14 protein-coding genes and 1 pseudogene are annotated in these 18,239 nt (G+C 49.7%); 8 read left to right on the top strand and 7 right to left on the bottom strand.

Translation table 11 applies throughout. The annotated features are described in order from the left end of the window. Nucleotides 1-5 precede the first annotated feature (5 nt). Genes mreD through NZM05_02485 form a run of 3 tightly spaced genes read right to left on the bottom strand, consistent with a single transcriptional unit; the run spans nucleotide 6 to nucleotide 3,031 of the window. Nucleotides 6-470, bottom strand: a complete 465-nt coding sequence (gene mreD / locus NZM05_02495) for a rod shape-determining protein MreD (protein MCS7012489.1) — start codon at nucleotides 468-470, stop codon at nucleotides 6-8. Nucleotides 471-488: 18 nt separating this feature from the next. After that, nucleotides 489-1,328 carry a rod shape-determining protein MreC gene (locus NZM05_02490; GenBank protein MCS7012488.1) on the bottom strand — a complete coding sequence of 280 codons (840 nt, stop codon included), beginning with the start codon at nucleotides 1,326-1,328 and terminating at the stop codon, nucleotides 489-491. 29 nt (nucleotides 1,329-1,357) lie between these two features. Next, complete coding sequence (locus NZM05_02485) at nucleotides 1,358-3,031, bottom strand: ABC transporter permease subunit (protein ID MCS7012487.1); 1,674 nt, start codon at nucleotides 3,029-3,031, stop codon at nucleotides 1,358-1,360. A 313-nt stretch (nucleotides 3,032-3,344) separates the two neighbouring features. Between NZM05_02485 and NZM05_02480 the strand changes: the two genes are divergently transcribed. After that, nucleotides 3,345-4,565 carry an ATP-grasp domain-containing protein gene (locus NZM05_02480; GenBank protein MCS7012486.1) on the top strand — a complete coding sequence of 407 codons (1,221 nt, stop codon included), beginning with the start codon at nucleotides 3,345-3,347 and terminating at the stop codon, nucleotides 4,563-4,565. A 5-nt stretch (nucleotides 4,566-4,570) separates the two neighbouring features. Here the strand turns inward: NZM05_02480 and NZM05_02475 are convergent, their stop codons facing one another. Together NZM05_02475 and NZM05_02470 are read right to left on the bottom strand one after the other, a co-directional pair. Further along, nucleotides 4,571-5,815, bottom strand: coding sequence for an ABC transporter permease (locus NZM05_02475; protein ID MCS7012485.1), 1,245 nt, complete (start codon nucleotides 5,813-5,815; stop codon nucleotides 4,571-4,573). 14 nt (nucleotides 5,816-5,829) lie between these two features. Next, nucleotides 5,830-7,485: a peptide MFS transporter gene (locus NZM05_02470; protein MCS7012484.1), complete on the bottom strand. Its 1,656-nt coding sequence runs from the start codon at nucleotides 7,483-7,485 to the stop codon at nucleotides 5,830-5,832. Nucleotides 7,486-7,647: 162 nt separating this feature from the next. On the opposite strand from NZM05_02470, the gene NZM05_02465 reads away from it, so the two are divergent. The 7 genes and pseudogenes from NZM05_02465 (at nucleotide 7,648) to NZM05_02435 (ending at nucleotide 15,291) form a co-directional block, all read left to right on the top strand. Continuing rightward, nucleotides 7,648-10,572 (top strand): TonB-dependent receptor, encoded by a 2,925-nt coding sequence (locus tag NZM05_02465; GenBank protein MCS7012483.1) that lies wholly within the window; start codon nucleotides 7,648-7,650, stop codon nucleotides 10,570-10,572. Between the two features lie 44 nt (nucleotides 10,573-10,616). After that, the gene (locus NZM05_02460; GenBank protein ID MCS7012482.1) at nucleotides 10,617-12,089 is read left to right on the top strand and encodes a hypothetical protein; all 1,473 of its coding nucleotides are present in this window, start codon (nucleotides 10,617-10,619) and stop codon (nucleotides 12,087-12,089) included. Nucleotides 12,090-12,239: 150 nt separating this feature from the next. After that, on the top strand, nucleotides 12,240-12,713 hold the full coding sequence (locus NZM05_02455; protein ID MCS7012481.1) for a glutathione peroxidase: 474 nt from the start codon (nucleotides 12,240-12,242) through the stop codon (nucleotides 12,711-12,713). A 90-nt stretch (nucleotides 12,714-12,803) separates the two neighbouring features. Beyond that, on the top strand, nucleotides 12,804-13,160 hold the full coding sequence (ndhC, locus tag NZM05_02450; GenBank protein ID MCS7012480.1) for an NADH-quinone oxidoreductase subunit A: 357 nt from the start codon (nucleotides 12,804-12,806) through the stop codon (nucleotides 13,158-13,160). Nucleotides 13,161-13,226: 66 nt separating this feature from the next. Then, nucleotides 13,227-13,778 (top strand): NADH-quinone oxidoreductase subunit NuoB, encoded by a 552-nt coding sequence (gene nuoB / locus NZM05_02445; protein MCS7012479.1) that lies wholly within the window; start codon nucleotides 13,227-13,229, stop codon nucleotides 13,776-13,778. A gap of 101 nt (nucleotides 13,779-13,879) precedes the next feature. Further along, nucleotides 13,880-14,305: pseudogene (locus NZM05_02440) on the top strand (NADH-quinone oxidoreductase subunit C). 275 nt (nucleotides 14,306-14,580) lie between these two features. Further along, entirely contained in the window at nucleotides 14,581-15,291 is a 711-nt protein-coding gene (locus NZM05_02435; GenBank protein ID MCS7012478.1) for a DUF3426 domain-containing protein, read from the top strand. A gap of 205 nt (nucleotides 15,292-15,496) precedes the next feature. On the opposite strand, the gene NZM05_02430 is transcribed toward NZM05_02435, so the two are convergent. After that, entirely contained in the window at nucleotides 15,497-16,387 is an 891-nt protein-coding gene (locus tag NZM05_02430) for a shikimate dehydrogenase (protein MCS7012477.1), read from the bottom strand. A gap of 35 nt (nucleotides 16,388-16,422) precedes the next feature. Further along, nucleotides 16,423-17,841, bottom strand: coding sequence for a tetratricopeptide repeat protein (locus NZM05_02425; GenBank protein MCS7012476.1), 1,419 nt, complete (start codon nucleotides 17,839-17,841; stop codon nucleotides 16,423-16,425). Nucleotides 17,842-18,239 lie beyond the last annotated feature (398 nt).

The raw sequence follows: 18,239 nt of genomic DNA, 5'->3' as shown, positions 1-18,239 counted from the left end.
CTTTTTTAGAGCCGGTAAAGTATCAAGGTTTGCGTTACATATCCCAGCAACAAGTTGTAACACACACTCACTACCGCTGCCAGCACATACTTCCACCACACCATTGCAATGCCGAAGCTGACAAGGTAAAACGCTACCGTGCTCACAAAGCTGGCTAATGCTACTGCCGTAAAAAATTCCTGCTGTCCCAGCGCTCCCTCGCGCTCACGAAAAAAGCCCGCAGCGAAACCTGCAATTGTCTTAGCAAATGCATCAATGCCTAATGTGCTGTGCAGCAAGTCCATCATTAGCCCGATGAAAAAGCCCAGTGTTGTGCCCAAACTTTGCCCCTCACGGCGTGCGATAAACACTAGCCAGATTAGCACGATATCTGGCACTGCACCGTAGAGTATTAGCCGATCCAAAAGAAACTTTTGCGCAAATCCTAATAAAAACGCCACTCCAAGGTAGAAGATGATGCGCCGTAGCAAAGCTCTGCTCCCGAAAAGTTATTGCAGTTCTCTGTATCGCCGCTGCACCGCTTCCAGCTCCTTATCAGGTGGGCGCATCATCACAAAGACGTGTTCCAGCGTGCCGAAATCTACCGACGGTTCAACACGAATTGTGTAGAAGAGCTGTGAGGCGGTCTTATCCACTGCCACAATTGTTCCAACTGGAATGTTCGGCACGGCAAAAGAGCTAAAATGCGCGGTCAGCACGCGTTCACCTACTTCCACCGAGTTGCTCAGTAGCACATGCTCTACGGCTGCCAAGTGTTCCGATGGAATCCACGACAACACTCCTGCAGCACGATGCTTTTCCAACACCACGCCCACCTTGAAATCACGGTTGATAATTGGCTGCACGATGGCATAATTTGGTGAGACCAGCACCACTCGCCCAACTAACCCTTCATCGGTTACCACTGGCATATTGACCTCAACGCTATCATTACTGCCCAAGTTAATAGTGAAGAGATTGCGCTCGTGTGAAAATGTGCGGTCAACGATTTGCGCTAGCTTCAATGGGTATGCGGTGTGCTGCTTGTAGTTCAGTAGCGCACGCAGCTCTTGATTTTCAATTTGAGCCGTGCGCAGCAGTGAAAGCTCTGCCAACAGTTCGGTGTTGCGTCGCTGCAGCTGTGCATTTTTCTGCGCCAGACCGAAGTATTGTGGCAACAGTCCCAGCATGCGTTCTATGGTGGCATAAAGTTCCAGACCCGAAGCACGAATTAGACGCAAAGCAGGTGTTTCCGTATTGGCCATGAGCGCCAGAGACAGCAAGCAGAAGCCAGCCAGCAGTAAGTATTCTTTGAAATCAAGCAGGATTGCCTCGAGAAGTTTTTTCATAGCGCCTTAATTGGCTAATCGCACTGCATTTAGAGTTGAAGTGGCGTCTCTGCTGCACGTGTTTGAAACAGTCTATTGAACGCCCAAGTTAGCGCAAAGATAAGCGTGATGAGCAATACCCCCTCTGCAGCAGCCAATCCAAAACTCCCTATTCGAAGCTGAGAAAAAATATCTACGGCAATTGGCAGATTGTCGGGCGTGTAGAGCAAAATTGAACACGGAAATTCGCTTATCGCACCGATGAAAGTAAATAGAAAACCTGACGCTAGTGAGGACAAAATGAGTGGCGCAATGACTCGTCCGATAATCCGTAGGTAGGGCGAGCCCAGCGTAGCCGCTGCTTCCACCAGCTGGTAGTCGAAGGTTTCCAGCGTTGCTGCAACGCTGCGCGTGATGTATGGCAAGTGTCGAATAAAATACGCAAGCGGCAATAGCATTGAAGAGCCAACCAGCACTGTCCCAAAAGCAAAGATTGATGGCTTGGCAAAGGCTGCAATCAGATTGATAGCCAGCGCTGTGCCCGGAATGGCTAAGGGCAAGAGCAGCAGTGCCAGCATAACTTCACGCAAGAAAATCCTCCGCTGTGCAATCAGCAATCCTGCAACCAATCCAAATACAAGGTTTGGCACACTGGCTAAAACTGCCATTGAGAGGCTATTGAGAAAGGGACGATATACCGCTGCATCAGATAGCAGCCGATAGTAGTGCTCAAGGCTATATTGCGTCGGCAGAATACTGGTGCTTGCGAGCGGGTCTTTTGCAAAAGACATCAAGACTAGCGCAAAAATTGGCAGTGCAATGAAGAGCACTTGCAGCATAAAGAGCAGAAAAAGCGGTAGCGGTAAGCGCTCGAGGGGTAACTCACGTGGCGCTCCTCTTGAGCGCACCGTCAAGCGCATCTGTGCATTACACACTTCAAACAAAAACACCGCCGTAACTGAGAGCGCGACCAATTCTACTGTCATTGCGCTCGCAACGCCGAATTCGCCCGAGATCTTTTGATTGAAGATTTCCACCGTCAAAAATGCCGTTTTGCCGCCAAAGAGCAACGGCGCTGTAAAAGACGTCATGCTTAGCACAAACACGATTAGCGCCGCAGAAAGTAGCGATGGTCGCAGCAGCGGCAAAAGAATTTTCCACACACGTGACCATGCACTTGCGCCCAGATTTTCTGCAGCTTCCAACACCGCAGTATCAATTCTGGCGAGTGCTGCGCTGACAAACAGATAAAACTGCACGTAGAACGAATACAGATGCACGAGCCACACTGCCCATAACCCCTCAAATGAAAAAGGTGGCGCTGGCAGTTTGAAGAGCCCCTGCAACAAGCGCGACAACACTCCAGATTCGCCGTAGAGAAACTGAAACGAAAAAACGCCCACCAGTGGCGGTAAGCCCAGCGGCAAGAGCACAAGGCGTGACAGCAACCCTCTGAGCGGAACATCAAACCGCCAAAATGTGTATGCCAAGGTGGTGCCGAACAGTCCTGCTCCTAACACAGTGAGTAGAGAAAGCAAGATTGTATTTGCAAATGCACGCAGGCGTTCAGGGCGCTCTACAAGCGACACGTAGTTCTGGAAGGTGTACTGACCCTGTGCGTCATAAAACCCGCTGTTTAGCGTCTGCAGTAGCGGATTTAGCACATAGCCAATGAGCACAAAGAAAATGAGCAGATTTAGTAGCAAGATTGCAAGGCGTGTCATTTGGCAAAGTAATGTTGGCGTGCTGTAAATATAGCGAAGAACACCTTGCGCCGACCAACGCACAAACCAGTATTGCGAAAGCGTGAAGATACGCCTTCCATTCGCAACAGTATAAATGTGCGCTTACCCCTGCCCTACCGCTTTGCAGTGCACCACTGCTTTCTCTTGCTAAAAGAAAGGTAGAGTGCGGATACCTTCACACTCACCATTTTTGCAAAGCACTGCATTACCCTATACTTTGACCGTATGCACTTCGTGTATAACTTGCACCAACAGTTGTTGTAACAACAAAGGAAAGGTCTTTCTTGAAAATATGCCTGTGGTAGTATTTGTTGCGCCGCTTTGTAATGCTGGAGCACTGGCATCGCTGGAAGCACTTGCCAGTTTGCCTGATGTCACTTTGGGTGTAATTAGTGCTTTTCCGCAGGAACGCTTGCCAGAGGCGATTCGAGCCCGAATTGCGGGGCATTGGCAAACCCACCTGCAGGCTGATGCCGATGAACTGCTCTACGCTGCCTCGAAACTCCGAGATTATTTCGGGCGTATAGACTGCATTTTTTCTTCCAATGAACACGTTCAAGAGCCTATTGCACAGATCCGAGAGCACTTCGACTTGCCCGGGCTTCGCCCTGCCGTAGCTCACAACTTTCGCAACAAAGCCAAAATGAAGGCGCTTTTCCAAGCGCATCAAATTCCCTGTGCAAGGTTTCAGCGCATTCGTCGTCACAGCGACGCCCACCAGTTCATTGAGCAGGTTGGATTTCCCATTATTCTCAAGCCCACTTACGGTGCAGGGTCTGCTTCCACCTTTCGCGTAGATAGCTTCCATGCACTGCAGCAAGCACTTTGGCAACTGAATCCTTCTGAGCAAAACGAAGTGATTGCAGAAGAATTTCTCACAGGTGAAGAGCATTCGCTGGAGACCGTGATGCAAAACGGTAAAGCTGTTTGGCAATCGGTTACGCGCTATTTGCCCAGTGCCTTAGAGGCAATGCAAAATCAGTGGATTCAATGGCGAATTCTGTCTCCTCGTGAAGCTGAAAGCGAGCGTTATGCCGATATTCGTGCTGCTGGTGCTGCAGCCCTGAAAGCACTTGGCTTAGATACGGGCATTTCACACTTGGAGTGGTTTCGCCGACCAGACGGTAGCCTTGCAATTTCAGAAGTTGGTGCCAGACCTCCGGGCGCACAAATTCTGACGCTGCACTCTCGCTCACACAGTGCCAATCTTTACGCAGAGTGGGTTCGCCTTATGATTTACGGAGAATTTAATGTGCCAAAGCAACGCTATGCCAGCGGTGTTGCTTTCCTCAGAGGACAGGGCAGTGGCACGGTCAAGCAAGTCATCGGTCTTGACGATGTGCAAAGAGAACTCGGCACAATGGTTACTGATATGTCCATACCACAATTTAACATGCCGCCAACTGGCACATATGAGGGTGAAGGCTTCATTATTGTTCGGCACGAGCGCACTGAGGCAGTCGAGCAAGCCCTGTCCTACATTATCAACACTGTGCGCGTGTTCTTAGGGTAGCTCCGTCAAGAGTAGCGCAGCCACTTAGCAATCTCATTTAGAGAGGGCTTTTTGCCATACATCAACACCCCGACTCGATAAATTTTTGCTGCAATCCACACCGCTGCATAGAATGTTGCTCCCATCAGCACGAAACTCAGTAGCACTTGCCACAGGGGCACATCGGTTACGCTTAGCCGCGCAATCATCAGAATCGGCGCAAAGAACGGAATGAGCGATAAAATGACCGCCGTTGCCGAGTCTGGCTTTGAGATTACCGACTGAATTACCAGCATCGGAATAATTGCTAACAGAGTAATCGGCGTCTGCAACGCTTGTGCGTCCTGCGTGCTCTCAAATGCAGAGCCTGTTGCGGCATAGAGTGTAGCGTATATCAGATAACCTAGCACAAAGTATAGCACAAAATACAGCAGCAGCTCAGGCGAGAGAGTGAAATTAATTGGTGGCGCAGCAGACGCGCCCAACCTTAGCGATAGTCCCGAGAGCGCTAAGGCGACCACAATCCAGATACTGTATTGCGTCAGCGCCACTAGCCCTACTCCTACGATTTTGCCAATCATCAGGTCAATTGGCTTGACAGAAGAAATTAGCACTTCCATCACCTTGCTTGCTTTTTCATCAATTACCGCCGATGAAATAACTGCCCCATAGCCTAACAAGGTCGCATAAATGAGCAACGACATTATGTAGCTCACAAGAAAACTGCCAATGCCCGAGTCTTCGCTTTTCTCACTGCTGCGCTGCGCACGGAAAATCACAGGTTGCTCCAACCTTGCAATTTCATCGTCCGAGAACCCTTTTTCTTTCAGGCTGAGACGCCTTACTGCCATCTTAACGCTGTTCTCCAAGCGCTCCATCAAATCGAAGTCCGTTACGCTTTTGCCTCGATAAGTTGCCAGCACTTTTCCCGAAGAATCTATCTGTAGCGTGAGTATGCCGCTTGGTGGCGCTTCTTTGCTTGCAAGCTCTTGCTCTCTTAGATAAATTTCTTTTTCATCTGCCGCACGCGCTACTGTAATGCGCATACTTTTTTCCTGCTCGAGAATTTGCCGAAGGGGCTGCTCCAGCCTGCCTGTTTTGTCTAAAAGAATAAGATGCGTGCCAGATTTATCGCTTAGCAGTCGCAGCACCAGCGGCACAACAATAAAACTTGACATCAAGACTGGAATGAGCACGGTTGCAAGGATAAAACCTTTACTCCGCACGCGCTCCAAGTATTCTTTGCGAATTATGACACCAATTTTGCTCATAGGCGAAGAGGTTTTCACTTTACGCCGCCCATCAAGTTACGAATTGGTTTTACTAGCAAAAAGAGAATGAGCGACGAGATACCAGCGGTTGCAAAGACCGATAAGAAAAGCTGCGGTAGCGGGAAAGTTTCAAAGAGACTGGCTATTTGCCCACCGGCAAAGTTACCGACCGATGCCCCAAGAAACCAGACGCCCATCATTTGTCCTGCCACGCGCTCAGGTGCTAATTTGGTTACAGTGGAAAGCCCAACTGGACTGAGACACAGCTCTGCAATAGTGTGAATTAGGTAGACCATCACCAGCCACATCGGGCTGACACGCATTCCTTCAGGCGCACTGGCTAAGGTGAGGGCCGGCGGCACCAAAATCACAAAACCAATACCTGCTCCCAGCAAGCCCAGTGCAAACTTAACAGGGCTTGAAGGCTCCAAATTCCGCTTTGCTAGCCAAATCCAGAGCCACGCAAACAGCGGCGCCAGCACGATTACAAACAGTGAGTTCAGTGATTGGAAATAGGAAGATGGGAAATTGAAGCCAAAGAGTGTATTGCGCGTGTAGCGGTCAGCAAAAAGATTGAGGCTTGAACCAGCTTGCTCAAAGGCGGACCAGAAGATTGCTGCACAAACAAACAACACTCCAACTACAATGAGGCGATTGCGCTCGACAGGTGTCCATTCCTGCGCAAACAGGGCCGCAAAGTAACCCATCGTTACAACGACATATCCTACACCGATAATAAGGCTGAGATTATCCGCATTAAAGTCCAACATTCCTGTGCCAAACACTACTATGCCCAAAGCCAGCAGTATCAGGGTGCCACCGATACCAAAGAGAAGTTGCTTTTGTGGTTGCTGTGCTCCACCGTCTCCCTGCGTGCGTGGCGGTGGCGCGCCTGCATTGCCAAGAAAATGACCTGTCAGCACAAACTGCACCAGTCCTAGGAACATTCCAACGGCTGCGGCTCCGAAACCCCAATGCCAGCTTGAATTAGGGTCAATTCCCCAGCCTGTTAGCAATGACTTAAATTGCTCTGACTGCGCCAGCGTGCCACACACCAGTGGTGCGGCAAACGCCCCAAGATTGATACCCATATAGTAAATCGAAAATCCTGCATCACGGCGCGCATCTTCAGGCGCATAAAGCTGACCGACCAGTGCACTAATGTTCGGCTTAAGCAAGCCTGTGCCCAGCACCACTAGCACTAACCCCACATAGAAGCTCACAACGCTTGGAATCGCTAAGGAGATATGCCCACACATAATGATGACGCCCCCAATGAACACTGAGCGGCGCAACCCTAAGAACTTGTCCGCAACCCAACCGCCGGGCAATGAGAGCAAATAGACGAAGGCAGTATAGATAGAATAAATTGCACCCGCATTGCGAGCATCGAAACCTAGTCCACCTGACGCTACTGGTGCTGTCATGAAGAGAATGAGCAATGCTCGCATTCCGTAGTAGCTAAAGCGCTCCCACATCTCAGTAAAGAAGAGTGTCGAAAGCCCACGCGGGTGTCCGAAAAATGCTGTGTCGGCACTTGTGCTAACAAGAGGCGCTGTAGTCGCAGCTTGTGTTGAAGGCATTTTGAGTGTTGTTTTGTTGTCGAGCTTTTCTGGGCGAAAGTAAGGATTTTTGTGCTTAGGCAAAAGTATGGCATCCTGCTGCTCCAAACTTCGGTGCTCACTCACCTCTCACGCCGATTTAGCCACACTTTTCACCTGATTTGACCACAATTGCTTCTCTTAGAATTGGCTTAGAGATTTAATATCTTTCAATTAAGCTGCGTCTAAGCAGCAAATCTCTATCACTAACACAACAACAAGGAGGACAGAATGAAACCTCGCTACAGGCGACTTACCCTGTACTGGCTCTATGTTCTGCTGACCACACTTATTGTTACCAATCTTCAAGCGCAAGAGACAGGAGATATTCGTGGTGTCGTTACTGATGCAGCAGATAGCTCCCCGATTATTGGCGCCAGCGTTTTTATCCCTGACTTGAAACTTGGCACCACCACAAATGTGAATGGCGAATTCATCATTCGCAAAGTGCCCGTTGGCACATATAATGTCGTAGCGCGCTACGTCGGCTACAAACCTCAAACCAAACAAGTTACGGTCAGGGCAGGCACTACAGTTGAAGTTGCCTTCAGCCTTGTGCAGAGCAGCGTGCAAGCTGATGAATTAGTTGTTACTGGACAAGGCACGGTCACTTCTAAACGGCAACTACCCGCTCCAGTCGAAACCATTTCTTCAAAAGATATTGAACGCACATCGGCGCAATCTATTGACCAGCTTCTTCAAGGGCAAGTGCCTGGGCTTTCTTCGTTCAATGCACAAGGGTTGCCGGGCACAGGTGCACGCATTCAAACGCGTGGCATCAAAAGCGCCCTCTCCAACACGACCCCTGTGATTTACATTGACGGCATTCGCGTCGACAATGGAGACAACTTTCGCCTAGCAAACGGCACAGGGGGCGCCGTCTCATCTGCATTAGCCGATATTGTTGTAGGCGATATTGAGCGCGTCGAAGTCATCAAAGGTGGTGCAGCCTCCACGCTCTATGGCTCAGAGGCCGCTAACGGTGTCATTCAAATCTTCACCAAGAAAGGCAGACCCGGAGAAGCAAAAGTGCGCTTCACCACTATCAACGGGGTCGATATGCCTGAAACGCGTTTTACTTTTGAGGAAGCTACGCGCACTACGCTCTACCGACCTGCGTTTTTTAACCGTCAAGCACTGAACATTACAGGTGGCAGCGAAGCCTTAACCTACAACGCTTCAGGCAGCGTGCAGCATACGCCCGGTGTCTTCAAAGGCGATGAACTCTCCAACACGCTCTACAACTTTACAGGCAGTCTTCGTGCCATTCTTTCGCCTAAGAGCGAAATGGAGTTCTTTGCGACCTACACACGCAATCAGTTTGGGCGTGCTTTGCTCAATAATGCCTACGATGCGTCACCGCTCTCTGCGATGGAAGCAGGTTCGTTTTTTGCGCCGGGCAATTATGTGGCAGGTGCGGGCTTTACGCAAAACCGCGATAGCATTTTGCAGTTTTTGCTTTTGCCAGATATGCGTGAGACGGTCAATCGCTTTACCAGTGGTCTCACCTTTGGTGTAACCCCCATCAAAGAGTGGACAAATACTTTCCGTGTCGGCGTGGATTATCGCAAAAATGAACAGCGCATTCTGTATCCAGTTGCAGCAATTGCCTCAGGGATTATTTCGCCACCCAGCTCACTTTCACGCTCCGAGCGCGACTATCTAACCTTGACGATTGAATATGCTGGCACGCTCAAGCTGCCTGACCTTGGTATCGTCTCGCAAACGCTGTCTTTCGGCGCACGCGGCTTTCGCGTCGAAGACCGAGAGTTCGATGCCGATGGGCAAAACATTGCGGCAGGCACAGATGATTTTGACAACGCAGCGATTATCAACTCACGCGAAAGCAATCAAGCTCTCTTCAACGGTGGCCTATACCTGCAAGACCAAATTGGCATCGCTGATAATCTCTTTATCAATCTGGCAATGCGCGTCGATATTAACACCACTTTCGGTGCTGATGTGGGCACGCAGTTTTATCCTACTGCCGGCATTGCCTACAACATTGGCGATGAAGCCTTTTTCCCTGCTGGTATTAAGGACATTCTTTCTAGCTTGAAGTTGCGCGCCTCATATGGGCGCACTGGCTTTTTCCCTACACCTTTTGCCCGTGACCGCACCTTTACTGTGGCCCGCAACACTGCCACCACGGCTGGCATTAACTTCGGCAATCCGGGCAATCGCAACTTGGGTCCTGAAATTACAACCAGCATTGACTTCGGCTTTGATGCTGGCTTTTGGAACGACCGCATCGCTGTTGAGTTTAGCTACTACACGCAAACCACTGACGCAGCGCTCTTTGATTTTCCGCAAGATCCGTCAGGTGGGCGCATTACGCAGTTGCAAAATGTCGGGCAAATCCGCAATCGTGGTATTGAACTCTCGGTGCGTGCAGCCGTCTATCAATCACCGACATTGGATATTGCCGTGCGCGGTGCCGTCTCGACGGTTGATAATCTCTTGGTGAGTTTGGGTGGCTCTGCACCTTTCACAATTGGTGGTTTTGCTTTTCTCCCGATGCGTGCCGAAGAAGGTTATCCGCTCGGCGTCTATCAAGTTACGGTGCCCAAACCCGACGCAGATGGGCAATACACAGGCGATTTTACAACTGAACTTTACGGCTCACCTACTCCGACAGTATTTGGCTCGTTTGGCGTTGACTTTACCATCTTCAAAGATCTCACCGTTTCGCTCTTTGGCGAGTTTGCGGCTGGGCACTACACGCTCAATCAAGCCTTAGACACCCGCTTCTATCAAGGTTACAGAGACCTGATTGGCGAGCCTATTCCCAGCAATGCCACACCGCAACAGCGAGCTGAAATTTCACGTCGCAACTACGAGAACGGCAAGCTGCCAAATGACAACTATGTGACGGATAATGCCAGCATTTTACTGGTGCAGCCCGCCGACTGGATTAAAATTCGTGAAATCTCTGCACGCTATCGCGTGCCGCAAAGTCTTATTGGTAACCTTCTCAGCAGTGTGGTTTTGAGTTTCAATGTGCGTAACCCATTTGTATTCGGCACGCGCGCTACAGGTGTAGATCCTGAACTTGGCACAGTTCGCTCTGGTCGCCAAGTGGATTTAGGGGGTGTAGCCAATTTGGCTGTCTCGCCGCCGATTCAATACCGTTTCGGCATTGAAATTACACCATAATGCTTCGCAAACTCACCACAACCAAAAAGTTTAAGGAATTAACAATGACTCAGACTCGCTTAAAAGTCATTACTCTGCTGCTGATGCTGAGCCTTGCGCTCAGTAGTTGTTACTTAGACCCTACAGGGGTTCAGAACCCATCGGTTACTGAGGAATCGCTGCTCTCGAATCCGAAGGGCGCAACGACCACGCTAATCAACGGCCTGCGCCGTCAATTTGCCTTTGCCTTAGGCGCAACGATTATTACAACGGATATTGTCTCCGACAATGTCGACCATGTGTTCGTTACGCTCTCACCGCTTATTGATGATCCGCGCTCAATTACACCGCTGGACTTAACCATTAACACCACTGGCTCAACAGGGTGCTACTTCAACTTACAGCGGCTCAAAGCACTTGCTGACTTTGGCTTAAAGGAACTTGTGCCGCGCGATCCAGACGCAACGCCTGCACAAGTTGCTGAGATTCGAATGTATAGGGGAATGGCACTTCTGATGCTAGCAGAGAACTTTACGCATTTCCCACTCACTGAGCTAGGGCGACCTGTACCAGCTAGCGTGGCAATTGATTCAGCTATCGTTGAGTTTAATGCTGTGCGTGCTCTTGCTCCTGCACGGGAACAGCAAGTTCGCATTGCACTTGCGCGTGCCTTTCGCTTAAAAGGCGACAAAGCTCAAGCCCGTGCAAACGCTCAAGCCGTCGACCTCTCGCCTACCAATACCAGTGGTATTCTGACAGCTTCTTTCACGGAAGGCATTCTAGATAACGACGTACAAGCATATGTTTTCTTGCGCACCTCAGAAGATATGCAGCCTTTGCCACGGTTGGATTTCCTTGATCCCAAATACCCTTATCGCGATACACCGCTGCAAGCCCTGAAGCCTGAAGAAGCGCCACTCATTTTGGCAGAGATTGCGATTTCGGACAACAACCTTGCCGAAGCGCGAAATCAAATGAAGGCGGCTATTGCGCTTGCACTTAGCCGACCGCCTGTGCGAAATCGTGCCACTGGTGATACGCTCATTAGCGACCCTGACCGTCGTCGTCGAGGGCGACCAAGTAACCCAGCCTTTCGCGTACGTGCCACAGGCGACCCCACGCGCGGAGATACCACCGCTCGCGCTGGTCTCATTCTGCGCCGTAACGGCAGCCTTGTGCCTATTTATAATCTCTCACGCACCAGCATTCGCAACGCTGATATTGATGCCCTTCCGCCTAATGATGTGCGGGCACATCTCCGTATGCTATATCTTCTGCGTCAGGAAATTTTCTTCCTCGAAGGCCGACGAATGAGCGACTTAGGCATTCGCCTGCCTGTCATGCAGCGCCAGATTGAAGGTAATCCGAATATGCCTGCTGGCAGTCCGGGCACAAGGGTTGTCGTGCCCGACTACATTCCGCCGGGCACCGAGTTAGATGCCTTCACGATTGATGCTGCAGCAAACCTTGTTACAGTGCGGCACGATATGAACTTTATTCTGGCGCAAAACAAGGTTTCACCATTCCCAATTCCATAAGCGGCTTTGGGGTGTTTATTTAAAGTCCCGCTTCGGCGGGACTTTTGCATTTCTCCCCACTGTGCGTCAAGCTATGATGAAATGAAATAGTGGCGCTCACTGTTTAAAGGTGTAGCGCTTATCCTTCTCAAAAAATCGGACACTCCAATTATGCTTGATTTCACATTCAAAACCATCACTGGTGAAACCAAAACATTCTCTGACTACAAAGGCAGAGTGATGCTGGTCGTGAATGTAGCCTCAAAGTGTGGCTATACGCCGCAGTATCGTGGTTTGGAAAAATTGCACGAGACCTATTCGCCCAGAGGACTGAGTGTGGTTGGCTTCCCGTGCAATCAGTTCGGTGCACAGGAGCCGGGCACCAATGAAGAAATTTTGCGCTTCTGCACGACGAACTATGGCGTGCAGTTCGACATGATGGAGAAAACTGAGGTAAACGGCCCCAATGCACATCCCTTCTACCGGTGGCTAACAGAAAACGCCAATCCACCGGGCAGAATTAAGTGGAATTTTGAGAAGTTCCTATTAGGTCGTGATGGAAGTATCTTGGCTCGTTTCGAGAGCAGCGTCTCGCCTGAATCCGCACAACTAAAACAAGCGATTGAACAGGCGTTGGCTAATTAGCGCAGAAATCGAAACCGCAATTGCGGCTCAGTGCCTTTTGTTTCTTGTGGCTGGTGTTTTACCTTTGTGTTTACTCAGTGTGGAGCTATTATGCTGGAGTCCTACTTACCCATCTTTGTGATGATTAGCCTTGCGGTTGCAGCAGGCATTGCCTTCTCCGCACTAGGCGTGGTGATTGGCCCCAAGCGCAAAACTCCGCAAAAGCTTACCACATATGAATCAGGAATGGAGCCAGTTGGCACAGGCAAGCAGCGCATTTCCGTTAAGTATTACCTTGTGGCAATGCTCTTCATCATCTTCGACATTGAAGTGGTCTTCATGTATCCATGGGCAACGAGTTTTCGCGAGCTTGGGCTTTCGGGCTTTTTACCGATGCTCACTTTTGTGCTGTTGCTTCTGGCTGGCTATCTCTACATTTTGAAAAAAGGTGCTCTGGAGTGGGACTAAAACGGCAAACGGTTACTGAGTGTTTCTCAAGCATAATCTTGTTGACAAATCAATCTGGTGAGAGCTATGACGCCGAATAATCCTTTTGGAGATGGGTTTCTGACCACGACTTTAGATGCGATAACCAACTGGGCTCGCTCCAACGCGCTCTGGCCAATGCCAATGGGACTTTCTTGCTGTGCGATTGAAATGATGGCTATGGCTGGCCCAAAATACGATGTCGCACGCTTTGGCTCAGAGGTGTTTCGTATGTCGCCACGCCAGAGCGACCTGATGATTGTTGCCGGCACCGTAACTTACAAGATGGCACATGTGGTCAAGAAAATCTGGGACCAGATGCCTGAACCTAAGTGGTGTATTGCAATGGGCGCTTGCAGCTCCACAGGCGGTATGTTTCGCTCCTATTCTGTGGTGCAAGGCATTGACCAATTTATTCCTGTCGATGTCTATGTGCCAGGCTGTCCGCCTCGCCCTGATGCAGTCTTACACGCCTTGATGGATATTCAGGAGAAAATCAAGCGTCAGCGTTACTCTTTCCGTGATGCCCTCTTGTCGGAAGAAAGGTTAGCCACGCTTGAGCAGCAAACTGAGCAAGACAGGCTTGTCTTGCAGAAATAATCTTCGGCGCAATACTCCTTGCGCTTAGGTATAGGCGTATCTTGCAGCACTCTTTGCTTCAAGTTTTTCTAGTGCAACTTCTTCTAACTTGTTAAGCACTGATGAAAGACATTCTTCAGGCGCTACAAGCTAAGTTTAGTCACGCCATCAGGGAAGTGACAGAGTTTCGTGGCGAAACCACGCTCTTGGTCGAAGTTGCTTCCCTTGTTGACATCTGCCGCGCGCTGAAAGAAGAGCACGGGTTTAATTACTGTGCAGACATTTGTGGTGCTGACCGCTTCACCGACGATGAGCGCTTTGAGGTGATTTATAACCTTACCAATCTCAATAAGCACTGGCGTATTCGCCTAAAAGTGCGTGTCAGCGAAGAAAACCCCGTTGTGCCAAGCGTTACTAGCATCTGGCCAGCTGCAAACTGGCATGAGCGTGAAACTTACGATATGTACGGCGTGCGCTTCGCTGGGCATCCTGACCTGCGCCGAATGTATATGCCGGAGGATTTTGAATACTACCCTCTGCGCAAAGATTTTCCGCTCATCGGAGTACCGGGCAGTATTCCTTTGCCTGCAATTGACCGCAAAGCCCCAAACAAAGAGGCAGGAGAGCGCTACAATCGTGGCGAGCAAATCTAACTCATACACTCTGCCCCTGTAATCCAGCCTCCAATCTGCATAGGCAACCTCCAATTCAGCAGCACTATCACAGTTTGCTCTACCAGCGGTTATAGTTCGGTTACTTGCTCATCTCACCTTGCACTGGCTTTTAAGCAAGCACAGTGTCAACTTAACTCTAACTTATTACTATGAAAGCTCTCTCTTTTATGTTGCGTTTTGCTGCTGCGCTGCTCTTTGCAGTGCCACTTCGGGCGCAGACCGATGTGCCTGTAGAGATTGTCTCATACAGCTTGCGTGAGTCTGGCGTAGGCTTTTTGATTGTGGTTGGTGAGGTGCGCAATACTTACCCCAATCCACTTTGCTTTGTGCAAATCGATATTGAGTATCTCGATGAGTCAGGTAAGCCAATTGGCGTTGACCGCTTTACAGCTAAGGACGCTGGCACAATGGCTCTTGACCAAGTAATGGCTTCTCGCGGCGTCATTCCGCCCGGCGAAACATCTCCTTTTGAGCGCGTGCGTGACGCGAGCAAAATCAAGGGGAAGGTTGCTTCCTGCAAAGTCACGGCAAAAGGCTTACGCTTGAAGGAATCCAATGCTGCTGCAACAATTACGAATGTGCAGGTTGCACGCGAAGGGAGTGACTTTCGCATTACAGGCACATTTAACGCTACTGGTAAAGCACCGTGCAAGAACCCAGTTGCTGTAGCGGCTGGCTACGACCAGAATGGCAAGATTCAAGTGGTCACCACGACTTACCTTACCAGTGACGGCACATCTCGCAGCACACCACTTCGTCAAGTAGATGCAGGTAAGAGCCAAGCCTTTAACTTATTGCTTCCAAACCGAACAGGCACGGTCACCAGTGTCAAGGTCTTCCCATCGTTTGAGTGTGATTAGGTCGTGCTGAAACTACGCTTACGGTGCGTCTGCTATGCTGGTGAGTTACCTCACCCCCACTCTCTCCTTCAAGAGGAAAGATAGACGATTTCAGCTCAGTTGGAATCGGGGGTGAGGTCTGGGAAACTTTGCACCGTTCTCTCGTTCTTATCGCTGAGCGTCTTTGTTCTCGCTACATTACCTGCTGGTTTTCTTTCCTAACTCTTCAATGCTCAGACTCTTTCAATTGCTGCTGCAGCGCTGCACGCACGACATCTCTGGGCAGCTCCTGCCCTGTCCAGATCTTAAAGGACTTTGCACCCTGTGCCAGTAGCATTTCAAGTCCTGAAATGATTCTGGCGCCGTGTGCTTGTGCCTCATACAAGAACGGGGTCATTTGTGGTCGATAGACAAGGTCGTAAGCAATCTTTTCAGGCGACCAAATTTTCCATTCGGCTGGAAACAGCCGGGCTGTTTTTAGCTGTGGTAATGCGGTGCTGTCGGTGCCAACAGGTGTCGCATTAATCAAAAGACGCGCAGTCCCCAGCACTGACTCGAGCGACGCTTTGTCGATGGCACACGCTGACAGTTTTAGACTTTTACTTCGCCGCTCAAAGTGTTCTTTCAGCAACTCAGCTTTCGCCTCATCGCGCGCAACAATCCAGACTTGCTTTGGTTTGAAGAATTGCCTCAGGGCCTGCACCACGGCTCGCGCTGCTCCGCCTGCTCCAAACACGACCACTTCGCTCCCATTGACCTGCGACTTAAAAGGCAGTAGTGGCTCAGCAAAGCCGAAAATATCCGTATTGTATCCAATCCACTGCCCATCTTGGTTCAAGAGCGTATTCACCGCTTTTACTTCCGATGCTTCGGCGCTCAATGCATCAAGGTAGGGCACAATTCGCTCTTTGTAGGGAATCGTTATATTGAAGCCTAAAAACCCTAGTGCTTTTGCACCATCTAATGCTGCAGTTAGCCGTTCAGGCGGATAGACTTCAAACAGCGTGTAGAAGTAAGGCAGGCCTAAGTGTTCGAACGCTATGTTGTGCAAAAATGGAGACAGTGAGTAACCGACTTGATGTCCTATCAAACCCAAAATTTTTTTTGCGTGCTTCATTATGCCGACTGACGGTTACTCACCGTTTCTATGCATCATTTGAAGCCCAAAGCCTCTCGAATCGCGCGATGCTTGTAAAGGTCGGGAAAGAACTTCTTGAACCAATCACGTGTGCGACTGTCGAGCGTAAAGGCGCGGTGCAAGGCTCGCACGGTATTTTCCGTATCGCCTAAGGCTTTGTAAGCACAGGCTAACTCAAAATGCACATCTGCCAGCGATGGCTCCAGTTCAATGACTTTCTTCAACGCTGTAATCGCTTCTTCGTGCCGCTCTATTTCCATCAGAGTGGACGCATAATCATACCAAACCTGCACATTGGTATCGTCTAATTGCAGCGATTGTCGGTATGCGTGTAGTGCATCTTCAATGCGGTCAAGCCCATATTCAATTTCGGCGCGGGCATACCAGTAATCAGCTGAGGTGCTGTCTAATGCAATTGCACGGTTGATGCATTCGCTAGCACGGTGCAACTCATTGAGCATATCATATGCACAAGCCAAGCCATACCATGCATCAGCATAGTCAGGCGAGATGTCTACGCACTTTTTGAGATATAGGATTGCCTCACGATAGTTGCCTAACTCATCATATGCGGTTGCGATGTTGAAGAGCGTTGCCACATCGTCGGGCTCAATGCGCAGTGTTTGCTTGTAGCTATCAATCGCTTCGTGCAAATTACCCATTGCTGCCAGCACATTGCCACGATTATACCACGCTGAAGCAAAATCGCTTCGGATTGCTATTGCCATATCGTAGCTCTGCACCGACTCCTGATAGCGTTCAAGTTTACTTAGCACAATTCCGCGATTATACCATGCATTGCTATTGTATGGATCTAAGTCAATATGCTTGTCGTAGCAGAAAAGACTTTCTTCCAGTTTGCCAAGCATATCTTTGCAGTATCCCAGTTCATACCATGCCTCTGGATGTTCGGGATTGAGCTCGAGGCAGGTTTCCAACTCTGCTTCAGCTTCTGCGTAACGCTCTAAACGTTCCAAAGAGATAGCACGGCAGAAATGAATCTCATCGTCTATTGGCGACAGCAATGCCGCCCGTTCATAGACCTCCAGAGCCGCTTCAGGTTTGCCAAGGTTATCAAGAGAGATGCCTAGGTGCATCAGTGTATCGAGGTCTGACGGATTAAGGGCTGCGGCTCTCTCGAAGGCTTCAACTGCACCTGCATAGTCTGACAGATTCGCCAGCGCAATTCCTTTCCGAAACCATGCATCACCGTTGTAGGGTGCAATGTCCACCAGATATGATGCTACACGCAAGGCACGATGGTAGTCTCCTTCTTCAATCAGAATGTTTGCAGCTTCTTCTAACTCATCAGGGTCGTGAACTGTCTGTAACAAATCTCGGTCAATCAGGCTCTGGAAGCGCTTTACAAATTCTTCACGGTCTTGTAGAGGCAGGTGTTCCGAGTCACTATCGAAGAAGTCCCTTTCGTCCATATAGCTGTCTTGAGTTGGAGTTTAGAGAGCATCTCTTGCAGCGCAATGCTTGCGCGCTAGGAATATACGCAAACAGGATTCGGAATTAAAACGATTCCCTGTTATGTTTGGTAACACGGCGTGAGAAAAACGCCGTTACCCTTTGCAAATCGAGTCGATTGTGTTTATTATCTCTACGTGAAAGTAGCGCTGCACGTGCAGCGACAGAGAGCGTCGCAGCGATTGAGCCCTGAGCGTTTGCGGTTCAAGCTATTAGCTCTTGGGCTGCTTAGGGTGTCAAAAGTGCACTTTCTGACCACTTGCTCAGGGAGAAAAAGAGAACTGACTTAACGTTGAGAGCTGAATTGGTTACTGTTTTACTCTTTTATGCTCCGTTGCGTTTCTTTAAGGGAAGTGCA

Source organism: Chloroherpetonaceae bacterium (assembly GCA_025056565.1).
Lineage (GTDB): Bacteria > Bacteroidota > Chlorobiia > Chlorobiales > Thermochlorobacteraceae > Thermochlorobacter.
This window is presented reverse-complemented; position numbering and strand designations above follow the sequence as displayed.

What these genes read in the sequence shown, in the direction of transcription:
- NZM05_02490 (MCS7012488.1), bottom strand. Translation starts at nt 1,328, where the DNA reads ATGAAAAAACTTCTCGAGGCAATCCTGCTTGATTTCAAAGAATACTTA.
- NZM05_02485 (MCS7012487.1), bottom strand. Translation starts at nt 3,031, where the DNA reads ATGACACGCCTTGCAATCTTGCTACTAAATCTGCTCATTTTCTTTGTG.
- NZM05_02480 (MCS7012486.1), top strand. Translation starts at nt 3,345, where the DNA reads ATGCCTGTGGTAGTATTTGTTGCGCCGCTTTGTAATGCTGGAGCACTG.
- NZM05_02475 (MCS7012485.1), bottom strand. Translation starts at nt 5,815, where the DNA reads ATGAGCAAAATTGGTGTCATAATTCGCAAAGAATACTTGGAGCGCGTG.
- NZM05_02465 (MCS7012483.1), top strand. Translation starts at nt 7,648, where the DNA reads ATGAAACCTCGCTACAGGCGACTTACCCTGTACTGGCTCTATGTTCTG.
- NZM05_02460 (MCS7012482.1), top strand. Translation starts at nt 10,617, where the DNA reads ATGACTCAGACTCGCTTAAAAGTCATTACTCTGCTGCTGATGCTGAGC.
- NZM05_02455 (MCS7012481.1), top strand. Translation starts at nt 12,240, where the DNA reads ATGCTTGATTTCACATTCAAAACCATCACTGGTGAAACCAAAACATTC.
- ndhC (MCS7012480.1), top strand. Translation starts at nt 12,804, where the DNA reads ATGCTGGAGTCCTACTTACCCATCTTTGTGATGATTAGCCTTGCGGTT.
- nuoB (MCS7012479.1), top strand. Translation starts at nt 13,227, where the DNA reads ATGACGCCGAATAATCCTTTTGGAGATGGGTTTCTGACCACGACTTTA.
- NZM05_02435 (MCS7012478.1), top strand. Translation starts at nt 14,581, where the DNA reads ATGAAAGCTCTCTCTTTTATGTTGCGTTTTGCTGCTGCGCTGCTCTTT.
- NZM05_02430 (MCS7012477.1), bottom strand. Translation starts at nt 16,387, where the DNA reads ATGAAGCACGCAAAAAAAATTTTGGGTTTGATAGGACATCAAGTCGGT.
- NZM05_02425 (MCS7012476.1), bottom strand. Translation starts at nt 17,841, where the DNA reads ATGGACGAAAGGGACTTCTTCGATAGTGACTCGGAACACCTGCCTCTA.